The 12,626-nt window shown below is 43.5% G+C and carries 7 protein-coding genes and 1 pseudogene; 1 reads left to right on the forward strand and 7 read right to left on the reverse strand.

Translation table 11 applies throughout. From position 1 onward, the window contains the following. Positions 1–54: 54 nt before the first annotated feature. Positions 55–2,526, reverse strand: a complete 2,472-nt coding sequence (gene ppsA, locus AC5590_RS17975; protein WP_169264881.1) for a phosphoenolpyruvate synthase — start codon at positions 2,524–2,526, stop codon at positions 55–57. Positions 2,527–3,065: 539 nt separating this feature from the next. On the opposite strand from ppsA, the gene AC5590_RS17980 reads away from it, so the two are divergent. Next, on the forward strand, positions 3,066–4,118 hold the full coding sequence (locus AC5590_RS17980) for a tellurite resistance TerB family protein (RefSeq protein WP_169264882.1): 1,053 nt from the start codon (positions 3,066–3,068) through the stop codon (positions 4,116–4,118). Between the two features lie 52 nt (positions 4,119–4,170). On the opposite strand, the pseudogene AC5590_RS17985 reads toward AC5590_RS17980, so the two are convergent. The 6 genes and pseudogenes from AC5590_RS17985 to AC5590_RS18010 all read right to left on the reverse strand — a co-directional run bounded on the left by AC5590_RS17985 (position 4,171) and on the right by AC5590_RS18010 (position 12,442). Next, a pseudogene (locus AC5590_RS17985) lies at positions 4,171–5,359 on the reverse strand (Rpn family recombination-promoting nuclease/putative transposase). After that, a complete protein-coding gene (gene recG / locus AC5590_RS17990) occupies positions 5,356–7,866 on the reverse strand; it encodes an ATP-dependent DNA helicase RecG (protein ID WP_169264883.1) in 2,511 nt (836 codons plus the stop codon). The pseudogene AC5590_RS17985 and the gene recG overlap by 4 nt, the downstream one beginning before the upstream one ends. Before the next feature lie 60 nt (positions 7,867–7,926). Continuing rightward, positions 7,927–8,919, reverse strand: a complete 993-nt coding sequence (locus tag AC5590_RS17995; RefSeq protein ID WP_169264884.1) for a primosomal protein — start codon at positions 8,917–8,919, stop codon at positions 7,927–7,929. Positions 8,920–9,203: 284 nt separating this feature from the next. Next, positions 9,204–10,148, reverse strand: coding sequence for a translation elongation factor Ts (gene tsf, locus AC5590_RS18000; protein WP_169264885.1), 945 nt, complete (start codon positions 10,146–10,148; stop codon positions 9,204–9,206). Between the two features lie 324 nt (positions 10,149–10,472). Then, entirely contained in the window at positions 10,473–11,270 is a 798-nt protein-coding gene (rpsB, locus tag AC5590_RS18005; protein WP_169264886.1) for a 30S ribosomal protein S2, read from the reverse strand. A 218-nt stretch (positions 11,271–11,488) separates the two neighbouring features. Beyond that, positions 11,489–12,442, reverse strand: coding sequence for a glycosyltransferase family 2 protein (locus tag AC5590_RS18010; RefSeq protein ID WP_171978112.1), 954 nt, complete (start codon positions 12,440–12,442; stop codon positions 11,489–11,491). Positions 12,443–12,626 lie beyond the last annotated feature (184 nt).

Here is a 12,626-nt window from a genome sequence, read left to right on the forward strand (position 1 = left end):
AATCTTTCCCTCTCCTTACTAAGGAGAGGGATGCCCGACAGGGCAGGGTGAGGTTTACGATCGCTGTTCGACTTTAGCCACCTCCAACATGGTTTTTAAAACCGAATCCGGATTGAGACTCATAGAGTCAATCCCCTGTTCAACTAAGAACTGGGCAAACTCCGGGTAATCGCTGGGTGCTTGTCCACAAATGCCGATTTTACGATTGTGCTTTTTGGCAGCGGCGATCGCCAACTTCACCATCCGCTTAACACTCTCACTGCGTTCATCAAATAACCGCGCCACTAACCCGGAATCTCTATCTAACCCAAGTGTCAATTGAGTTAAGTCATTGGAACCAATTGAGAACCCGTCAAAAACTTCTGCAAACTCATCAGCCAGCATGACGTTGCTGGGTAACTCGCACATCACATAAACTTGCAAGTCATTCACACCCTGCTGCAAACCATTTTTTGCCATTTCTGCCAAAACCAGACGCCCTTCATCGGGAGTGCGACAAAACGGAATCATTACGATCACATTTGTCAACCCCATTTCATCCCTGACTCGCTTAAGCGCTTGACATTCTAAAGCAAAAGCTTCTTTGTAACCTTGATCATAGTAACGCGCTGCGCCTCGCCACCCCAGCATCGGATTTTCTTCTTCAGGTTCAAACTGTCTACCACCCAACAAGTTCGCGTACTCGTTACTCTTGAAATCGGACATCCTGACGACAACTGGTTTGGGATAAAACGCCGCAGCAATTCTACCAATACCTTGAGCTAATTTTTCAACAAAATACTGGGGTTTGTCGTCATAAAGTGCAGTGATTTCAGAAATTTTAGCTTTGACATATTGATCATTTATTTCGTCATGATGAATCAGCGCCATTGGATGAGTTTGGATATGATTGGCGATGATAAACTCAGTTCTCGCCAAACCAACCCCGTCATTGGGGATCGCAGACAAACTGAATGCTTCTGAAGGGTTACCCACATTCATCAGAATCTGGGTACGAGTGCGGGGTAAGTCTCCCAGTGGAACTTCTTCGACTTCAAACGGCAATAACCCTGCATAAACTCGTCCTTCTTCGCCTTCCGCGCAAGAAATCGTGATTTCTTGACCATTTTTCAGAATTTTCGTAGCGTTACCACATCCCACAATTGCAGGTACACCCAATTCTCGCGCAATAATCGCCGCATGACAGGTGCGTCCACCTTGGTTGGTGATAATCGCACTTGCTCTTTTCATTATCGGTTCCCAGTCGGGGTCAGTTCTATCTGTGACCAAGATTTCCCCTGCTTTGAACTGTTCGATTTTATGCACATCTGTAATCAGGTGCGCTTTACCTTGACTGATGGCTTCCCCAATCGCACGTCCGGTGAGTAGAATATCGGGTGATGAGGAGGATTTTGCTTTCTCATCTGCCTGATCTGTCTTTAAGAAGCGATAAGTCCGCAATACATTCTCCGTCTTCTGAGACTGCACAGTTTCTGGACGGGCTTGCACAACAAACAATTCGTCGGTAATACCATCTTTCGCCCATTCGATGTCCATTGGGGTGTAAGTGTCGTTGACTGTGGAATAATGCTCTTCAATCAAACACGCCCAACGAGCTAGTTGTAAAATCTCATCATCAGTCAGAGCGAATTTGCCTCTTTCACTTTCAGGAACTAGGACGTTTTTCGTAAATTTCGAGCCGTCATCATAAATCATTCTTAATTCTTTACTACCCAATTTTTTATCGACAATTGGGCGAAAATTTTCTTTAAGAGTTGGTTTAAAAACGTAGTATTCGTCTGGGTTGACAGATCCTTGGACAACGTTTTCTCCTAAACCGTATGCCGCGCTAATCAGTGCAGCATCCTTGAAACCTGTTTCTGTTTCAATGGAGAACATGACTCCAGAAGATGCTAAATCGGAACGTACCATTTTTTGCACGCCAACAGCGAGGGCTACACTGAAGTGGTCAAATCCCTTGGTGTGGCGGTAGGAAATTGCCCTGTCTGTAAATATGGAAGCAAAGCATTTGTGACAAGCGCCCAAAACACTTTCTATACCAGTCACGTTGAGGTAACTTTCTTGCTGTCCGGCAAAACTGGCGTCGGGGAGGTCTTCTGCGGTAGCACTTGAGCGCACTGCTACGTCTGTGTCTGGGTTGTATCGCTCACACAAAGTTTGGTATCCTTTAACAATCGCCTCCCTTAGCTCTTTTGGAAAGGGTGTGTGTAACAGGAGCGATCGCGCCTTTTTCGCACGTTCTCGTAAATTTTTTACATCTTCTACATCCAAGTCAGAAAACAGTTTGCGCAGTTTTTCTTCTAGCCCAGCACCTTCAATAAAATAGCGATAAGCGTAAGCTGTAGTCGCAAACCCAATCGGAACATTAATGCCTTTTGGTGTTAATTGTTGAATCATCTCACCTAAAGATGCATTCTTTCCACCAACTATCGGTATATCGGTAATGCCCACCTCATCAAACAACAGGACGAGCGATCGCTCTTTGGAGGATGAGTGCAATAAAGTCTCTTTTGCTACTGTATCCATCTGTATTGACCTCCTGATTTTGATGCCCTGATTGTTCGACGACGATTGCTTGCCTCTACGTAAGGTATATCACATTCAATCGTAGACGATTTTATAGTTTCTTTAGATTTTGCAAAACAGATTTGCGTTTATATCTATCAGCTAACGCAATTAAGATGTGGTAGAAGTTCACACAGGCGATAAAGTCCGCAGAGCAGTAACTTGATATAAGATAAGAATGCGTTTTACTCGCTTTAGTTCGTCAACTCAAAATTGACGGGTTGAGGCTGACACGGGGACACGGTGAGACAAGGACGCGGAGAATGTTAACTCAGCAGGCGTTACCTTGACAGACTACTACAAGAGTAAAAATATAAATTTTGCAAAGGTTAAATCTACATTGGCGGTTGAGATATAGTAGTTCTGATTTAGCGTTTGAGTACACCTCATAAAAACCCTTTTTTTGAAAATAGAACAACAGGAGACTCACTGATTGCTAAACTACCCATTGATACTAGATTTGTGTTATCACTAGCGAACCATTTTAGGAAGGAGCAGTCGTGGGCAAGTACGACAAGTTTTTTAACTCAAAAAAAACATTACAAGAATCAATCAGTCCAGAAGAAGCAGTTGCGGCGATCGCGGTTGTCACAGCTGCTGCTGATTCTTCATTAGAAGAACTAGATCCAGATCTTTTGGCGGATATCCTCTGGGGACTTGAGATTTTTGAGGAATACTCAGATGATGAATTATTAGAAACGCTGGATAAAGTCGTAGCCATTGCAGAAGAAAGTCAGATAGGAGCACTATTTAACAGTGCAAAAGGTTCTCTGACAGGCGAGTTAGTACTAGATGCTTATGCTGCGGGAGTCAGCGTACTTGTAGACGAAGAGGAAGTGCGTATACCCAAAGGAAAAACGACTTTGCTCAAAAAGCTCCAAGAAGCTTTAGGAATTAACGATAAAGATGCGAAAGAAGTGATAGATGAGGTGATCGCCGCCTTTGAAGAGATAGAAGATGAAGACTTGCTAGAAGACGAGGATGAGACAGGATTTGACGAAGACTTAAACCCAAACGTCTATGAATCACCCTCAGGTAATTTTATCGTTCTAATTCCTGTAAATTCTGAACAAGGTGGTAGAGTTGAAACTCAAGAAAGCTCAGTCAGCTTTTCTGATGATTCTGGCAGATTGTTAAGAATCGATTACTTTCCTATCTCCTCAAAACAGACTGAGGAAATGGATTCTGTGGGACACCAAGAATATCTGCGTTCATTTCTCCTGAGTAAGTATGTGCCTCAAACAATTGTTGCTAATTTACCAGATTCTCAGGTAAAGCATACTGAATATCTGGAAGACATCTTAGAAGGGGCTTACTTCGTATTAGTTGATATGCCCCAAGGTTCAACAGTTACGAAAACAGGAAACAACGGTACTGCAACTAAGTTGAATGCATACCGTGGTGTTTTAGCATTTAGCTATGGTGATCTTTTGTATATCGTCAGCAGTCAGCACAGCTTTTTTGACAAAGAAAAACCAAGTTCTCTTGAACAAGAAGCTGAGGATATCAAGCAGAATGTTTTAGGTTTCGTTGATACTATTGAGTTTCTTTAAGCTTAACGAGCTTTTACCAATTTTCACTACAGGGGTAGACGCGTGATGGTTTCTACCCCTGTTGTTTATTCAGCCAAGCAATTAAATCTTCTGCGGTGGAGAAATCCAACAACACCTCAGCTAAATCTTCTAATTGATTGAGCGATAGCTGACGAATACGTTCTTGTAACTCAGGCTCAACTGTACCAATTCGCCGGTTGAGTAGGCGCATAATGACTGCCAGTTCTCCTTCCTGTCTACCTTCCTGTCTACCTTCCTGTCTACCTTCCTGTCTACCTTCCTGCCTACCTTCCTGTCTACCTTCCTGTCTACCTTCCTGTCTACCTTCTTGCCTTCCTTCCTGTCTACCTTGTTGTCTTCCTCGTCGTATCCCTTCTTCCATCCAGCCAGTGACAATTTCCATAACAACCTCCTGTTGAACTGGTTCAAACTTCGCAATCTCTGTTTTAAAAATCTCTTCCTCTTGAGCATTTAGCTTTAGGTAAGTATCAATAAATCCAGAAATCATTTTTGTCCGTGCAGGATCAAGTCGCAAAGTAGCTAACAGCCGCAAACATTCCGACTTAACTCTAGGGCGTTCTTCTGGGGCTATGTTCATTTTAGCCATAAGCGCACTGGCTACGGGATTTTCTTGTCGCAAGAAATTTCGCCAATTTAAACGATTTAACTGTAATACTGCGTAATTAAGTTCTAAAACGACTTTGTCGGGAAATTCCACTCTATATACACTTGGTTGAGGCGTACGTGGAGAATCAAAGGAAAAAATGACAATTGGGTACACAGGAAGCGCAAATTTTTCAAACAATCGAGCAAAATAACGAAACATTCGTCGCCCAAAATCTGCTTGTGAATAAGCTTGGTTTTCTATACGGGGGTCTTACACGTAAAAAAATTGGGCAGCCTTATTACAACGAGTACGCGTCTTGCCCCACAGATCAACAGACAAAGGCTGCCCAATTTTTTAGGGGCGGCAGCTTTCGGGTAAGAAGCTTCTTACCCGAAACGTGCCTTGACAATGCGTCATGAATCAGAAAAAATGACTCTTGCTCTCTAAATCGAGCCTTAACGACTAAATCAGCTTCATACTGCTCACCTGCAGTGATATCAGTAAAAATTTCCTTGTCCAAAAATTCTAAACAATCAGATTCTAAATAAGCAATAACTTCGGGGAAAAATAGCTCTAAAAATTCCACAAAAAATGTGGTCAGCAGTTCCTTAAACAAGCGATCATGATCAATCATGTCAAAATCGCTCCACCCATTAACCGCTCATACCGATACTTCAACTCTTCCTTCATCAAATACCAACGTTCCAAAGTTGCATCTATCTCTATCACCTTCTCCGCTGCTTGTCGTGCCAAAATTAACACTTCTTCATCTTCCACCAAGCTCGCTAATGTAAAATCTGGTATACCTGATTGACGAGTCCCCAAAACTTGCCCAGGACCACGAAAGCGCATATCCATTTCCGAGATGAAAAAGCCATCCTGAGATTGTTCCAAAACCCTCAGCCGTTGCTGTGCATCTGAACTTTTGGAACTACTCAGTAAAAGACAATAGGACTTAGCCGCACCTCGACCAACACGTCCCCGGAGTTGGTGCAACTGAGATAAGCCAAACCGCTCTGCATTTTCAATGAGCATAACTGTTGCATTCGGCACATCGACTCCAACCTCTACAACAGTCGTAGAAACCAAAATTTGAGTTTCGTTATCGCGGAACTTCGTAATAGCTTCGTCCTTTTCCGCTGAACTCATCCGACCATGAAGCAGCCCCACCTGAAACTCTGGAAAGATGCTTTCCTGTAACTTTTTATGCTCTTCTACTGCCGATCGCAAATCCAACTTTTCTGATTCTTCCACCAACGGCAAAACCACATAAGTTTGTCGTCCTTGGGCAATTTCCCGGCGAATAAGCTCATAAGCATGGCTACGTTGCTGATTTATGAGCACAGTCGTCTGAATCGTTTGCCTTCCTGGTGGTAATTCATCAATCTGACTCACATCCAAATCCCCGTGTATTGTCAGCGCTAAAGTTCGAGGAATCGGAGTTGCCGTCATAGTTAATACATGAGGTTGCTCGCCTTTTTGTTGCAAACGCGCCCGTTGTTCCACCCCAAAACGGTGTTGCTCATCTATCACAACTAAACCCAATCGCATAAAGTTGACAGGGTCTTGAATTAAGGCATGAGTTCCCACTAAAAGCGGCAATTCACCCGTTTCTAACTGGGCGTGAATTTGTCGTCTTTTGGCAATCTTAGTAGAACCTGTCAGTAATTCCACTGGTAAATGCAGGAGGTTAAACCAACTCACTAACTTGCGATAATGCTGTTCTGCCAAAACCTCTGTGGGAGCCATCAGTGCTGCTTGATACCCAGATTGAAGAGCAGCAAGGATAGCAATTACAGCAACAACAGTTTTACCAGAACCCACATCCCCTTGCACCAAACGATTCATCGGTGCAGGTTTTTGCAAGTCGTTGAGAATTTCGTTAATGACTCGTTGCTGTGCGTTAGTCAGTTTAAACGGCAGTATTTCGGAGAATTTTTCCAGTAATTGACCTTTTGGGGCAAGAATCGCACTGGTTTGAGTTTCCTTGGCTTTCTGTTGACGTTGGAGTAACCCAAGTTGCAGGTAGAAAAATTCATCGAAAACGAGGCGGCGACGGGCAGCTTGCAAACTATCGCTGTCTGGAGGAAAGTGGATATTATGAATTGCTTCCTTCAATTCCATCAAATTATACTTATCTCGCAGACCGCTAGGCAGTGGATCTTTGAGATGGACAGTGGCAGGTAAAGCAGCAATAACTGCTTGTCGTACCAAATCCGCCCCCACTCCCTCTGTCAGTGGATAAATAGGGACTATCCTACCAATTATTAAAGACTCAATTGTATCTCCTGCATGTCCCAAAACCTCCAATTCTGGGTCTTCCAACGTGAGACCATATTTACTTTCTTTCACCAACCCGCATGCTGCTACAATACTGCCATTCGGGTAGCGACGCTTAAAACTTTCCTGCCAAGCACGACTGCTATAGCGTGTACCAGCAAAAAATCGGCTGATTTTGAGCTGACCCGTCTGATCACGCAGCAGCACTTCTAAAATCGTCAATTTGTTGTTTTTGGGAGTTGTAAAGCAGTTACAGCGCTTTACTGTTGCGACTATTGTCACCGTCTCCCCCGCCACCAACTCTTGAATATTCACCTGACGAGCATAGTCAATATGGTCACGAGGATAATAGTAAAGTAAGTCGCGTACAGTGTATAAACCAAGACGTGCTAAATTAGCAGATTTTCTAATGCCTATTTCTGGTAAGTCACTCAGCTTTTGGTCTAGATTGGGAGCAAGGTTCCGACTGACTTCACCAACAATTGGAGATTTTGAGAGTGGGGAATATCCAGAAGAATTTTCTTTTGCTCTCCAACTCCCCTGCTGTTCTGCTTCCCTGGCTTTCCCTGCTTCCCCTTCTCCTTCAACCACTTGCTGAACTTGGTACAGATATCTACGAGTTTCTGCGACTAAGTGTTGTCTATCTTCCAGTTCCAGATTGGGATAATTAGCAAATTCAGCTGCCAATTCTTGCCAGCGACGACGTTCAATACCAGGTAAGTCTATGGGGAATTTGCCAAAAGTCAGGGTAAGAAACTCACTGAAGCGGTATTGTTTACCCAGTAAATCAGCAAAGCCTTTTTCTGCTTCTATTGCCAAAGCTTTCTGTAATCGTATCCAATCTGGTTTGTCAGTAGTCATTACTCATTAGTCAGTAGTCATTAGTCATTTGTCATTTGACTTCGGACAAAGAACAGATCATTAATCCTCAGACCAAATAGCACGCCATGCTGCTTCAGCTTGGGCAACTGAACGTTCCCGCTGTTTTTTGTGATACTCCTGTCCTCGTCTACGAAGCTGAAGTAAGACACTGTGAATCTGCTTGCGATAAGACGAGAGTGTCGGATCAGCAAACTCAATTTCCCCAAGCCGCAGATTAAGAGCCATGATTTGTGTCAAATTAGAGTCTTCTGATTGCGGTTCATTGTCAATTTCAACAACCAAGTTTAGTAGATTGGGTGGCCCTGGCATCACTTCACCAGAAGCTTCTGATGCAGCTGCTGTAGCTGCTTCTAAAATCGGTTCTGGTAATTTTTTAGGTAAAATCCCTGCTTTTTGTAAGCGAAGATTAGCCTCACGAGAAACTCTTTTGAGCTTTTCTTGTGTGAGTCTCTCTATATTCTGTTGCCATTTTACTAGTTCTACAGGGTTAGAGGTGTTTGGAAAAGACGACACGCTTTGCAGCGAGGATAAAGAGAACAAAGTTGAGGGGGTTAGGGAAGTTGGGGGAGTTGAGGAGGTTAGGGAAGTTGGGGGAGTTAGGGAAGTTGGGGGAGTTGGGGAAGTTGGTGAAGTGGTTAGGGGAGTTAGGGAAGTGGGAGAAGTGGGTAGAGTTACGGGAGTATAAGACGAGGGTTGATCTGTTTGCTTATCCTCATCAATTTCCTCGTCTTCGTTGTGTTGTTCCTCTTGTTCCGTCTTGAGAAGGGCTTGCAACTGCTGGGCTGTTTGTTGACCCAACTTACGAATAGCTTGTTGCAATTGTTGTCGCTGATTCAATGACAAACTCAAAAAAGTTTCAGGATACCCTTGGGTACACAAATGATAAGTCGCCAGAATCAACTGCCTCTGTACAGTTTGACCCAAGGCAGCGAGATAATTTATGTAGGCGCTTCGGAGTTCTTTTGCGATCGCCTGTATTGCTTCCTCTAATGCTAATATCTCTCGTTCAATTTGCTCGATTGCTTTCGCCATATCTTCTTGCTATCATGCATCTGAACCTTATTATGGTACAAATGTATTTATAATTTTTCAAAAATCACCCAAAGAACTTTGGAATTTTGGGTTTTTGGATATGAATTTTGGATTGAGACTAAGATACACACTTTAATCTATAGTAACGTTGACTCAATGTGTTGAAAACCTGATATTTCGTTGAGTTTGAATGAAAAACAGGTCAGCTAAACTTGCTTGACCTGTTAAGTTAAATAGTCTTGTGTCACCTATCTTTTGCCGATAACTAATGATAAATGACTCAATTATTTGCTGCCCATTTGTGCTGCTACTTCTTCTGCAAAGTTACTTTCTTGCTTTTCAATGCCTTCCCCGAGGATATAGCGAATGAAGCGACGAACTTGAACACTATCGCCTAGTTTTGACGCGTTTTGCTTAATCAATTCTTCTACCGTGATACTCTGATCGCGAATATAAGGTTGATCTAGCAAACTCATTTCTTGTAGACGTTTTTCAATTCGTCCTTGAACAATCTTTTCTTTGATGTTCTGTGGCTTGTTTGCCAAGTCATCCCGCCCCATTTCAATATCCTTTTCTTTTTGGGCAACCTCAGCGGGAATTTCGTCTACGTTCACGTACTCAACGTTTGGGCAAGCCGCAACTTGCATGGCTACACTCCGCGTGAGAGTTTGAAACTCGCTACGATCGCTCACTGAATCGTTTTGATTGTTTAGTTCGACTAACACACCAACCCGACCACCAGTGTGGATGTAGCTGTCTACTATCCCTTTTGTGCCTGTGGAGAGTGCATATTTGGCGAAGCGACGCAGTTGGATATTTTCACCAAGTTGACCACTCATTTGCTTGATGAAATCTTCTACGTTAACACTTTCATCTTCAATGTAAGGTTGAGCAAGCATTGCCTCAACATTTTCAGCAGTCGTTGCTTGCTTCGCCAGATTTTGAACCAGGGCTTTGAAAGCTTCGTTACGGGCAACAAAATCAGTTTGGCAGTTGACTTCTATGAGTACACCAACCTCACCTCCGGGTTGAATGTATGTATCCACCAAACCTTCTGCCGCAATACGTCCTGCGCCCTTATCGGCTTTAGCGATGCCCTTTTGTCGCAGCCACTCAATGGCTTTTTGTATGTCACCGTCAGTTTCTTTTAGTGCCTTCTTGCAGTCCATCATACCAGCACCGGTTGTCTGACGTAGCTCTTGGACGAGTTTTGCAGATATTTCCGCCATGTTGCCTTAATTCCTACTTCATTGACAGTTTTAATTATTCTCAAATAAAATCTTGAGTTCTGAATTTTAACAAAGTCCTGAGCCATGAGTTGTGAGTACTCAATCAAAAGAACTCACCCTCCGGGTGTGCGCAGAGCGCACGCCTTACGGCGAACGGCAGTTTGCTTATGCCGGGGAACCCTAGTCGAGCAACTGCCTCACAATTTAGCACTAACTTAGGATTATACCTACAGCTAGAAACTCATAAATAGAAAGTACCACTAAGTACCGAGTACTATTATTTTACTCGGCACTCGGCACTCACACTCAAAACTCAGCAGGCAATTATTCTTCTTCTTCGTCGTTGGGAATTCCCAAGCCAGAGTAATCGCCTTCACCTTCCTCGTAGTCGTAGTCTTCCTCTGCGCCGTCGTAATCTTCGTAATCTTCTGAATCCAATTGACCGTGACGACCTTCATCAATGGCGTCCGCCAATTTGCCTACAATCAACTTAATTGACCGGATGGCGTCATCATTTGCTGGGATGGGAATATCAACCACATCTGGGTCACAATTAGTATCCAGCATGGACACAATCGGAATTGACAACTTTTGGCATTCTTGGACTGCGTTATACTCCCGCCGTTGGTCTACAATCACGACCACATCGGGTACTTTCCGCATAGCTTTAATTCCACCCAGGTATTTCTGAAGCTTCGTCATTTCCCGACGTAACATTGAGGCTTCTTTTTTTGGCAGCAAATCGAGAGCGCCATTTTCTTCCCGACGTTCCAAATCTTTGAGGCGATCTACGCGGGTTTTGATAGTTGCCCAGTTAGTGAGCATTCCACCCAACCAACGCTGGTTAATGTAGTGAGAACCACAACGGGCTGCTTCTTGGGCAACGATTCCTGCTGCTTGGCGCTTGGTACCAACAAACAAGAATTTCTTGCCAGCCTCAGCTTGTGACCTCATGTACGCATAAGCTTCTTCCATCAACTGGGCAGTCTGCACCAAGTCGATGATGTGTACTCCATTACGAGCAGTGTAAATGTATGGAGACATTTTCGGGTTCCATCTGCGGGTTTGATGCCCAAAGTGAACCCCAGACTCCATCATTTGAGCCAATGAAACAACAGCCATCTTTTTTACTCCTATTCGGGTTAAACCTCCATTCAGGCGTATTTCCAAAACCAGGAAACACCCGACGTACTCCTGAATGTGCGAGATTAATTAACCATACTAAGGTAACATAGTTGTGCCAGCTATTGGAAAATTAAAAAAGTTGAGAAAATACGACATTTAAAAGAGGAAATTACTACATCTGTACAAGCACAAAGCCGATGTCCCAGAGTTTCTTTTCAAGTTGCCTTTTGCATTTGGGAATAAGCTTGATAAACACCCTTGACGTTGTACCAGTTAAGAAAAATTCGAGCAGCTTCTAAAGCTAACTGTGGTTTTCCTAAATCAATTAGCCATTGCAAAAATGGTGCCATTGTACGTTCGTTGAGGATGCCATTCAATGATAAAATTCCCCAAAGTAAGCGATGTAACCAAGTCATTTGAATCATCATTCGCACTTCCCAAGTAGGATGCTTTTGATAAAACAACACTCCCATGCGTCCACGCTGAATTTCTTTGTCAATCAAGTTGGGCACTTGTTGTAAGTTAAAGGGTGGATGCCAGTGATAGCCAACAGCATCTGGACATTTGATAAGTTTTAACCCAAGACTTTTGAGTCTAACACCCAGCTCTAAATCTTCCCAACCATAAAGTTGAAAACCAGTGTCAAAAAGTCCAGCTTTCTCTAACCAATGCTTGGGGATGGCTACATTTCCTGTGGCAAAAAAAGCTGCGGAAAAATCTGTTATTTTGTACGGTTCAGAAGTGGGGTTGTCAAAATTACAAGTATTAATGACTGCACCATAGGTAAAGAAGCGATCGCTCCCCAATTTCTCCTTTCCTTCCACCAGTGCCGATTCATGGGCTTGCAGGAAATTCTTCGTAACAACTAAATCACTATCAACAAAAATAATAGTGTCCCCTAATGCCTTTTCTACTCCCAAATTTCGGGCGGCTGCTGGTCCTGCGTGGTTTTGATGAAACGTTTTCACATGGGGAAATTCGCCTTTGTGCGCTTTCAACCACTCTAACGTGCCATCATCAGATCCATCGTCCACCAAGACAATTTCGTAACCAGTCATTGAACTTGACGCACTCAGTTGCTGCGTCTCCAAAGCCCTAAGACACTTTTCCAAAATTGGCTTACGATTGTAAGTCGGAATAACAACACTAAAAAACACAGTCTCACCCACAACAGTAAATAATTCAAAATCACCGAAGTTCAGATCGCCGGAAGCCGGCGCTCTGACTTCTCTCAAAGTTCAAAGTTCAAAATAAGAAAACGAGCGTGCTCGTCTACCTCCAGGATAGGACAATAACGACTACAGCACTGTTCCCTAAAGCGAAACCACCTCAGTCCTTCTCGGTTTTGAGGTG

The organism is Brasilonema octagenarum UFV-OR1, assembly GCF_963888615.1.
Lineage (GTDB): Bacteria > Cyanobacteriota > Cyanobacteriia > Cyanobacteriales > Nostocaceae > Brasilonema > Brasilonema sennae.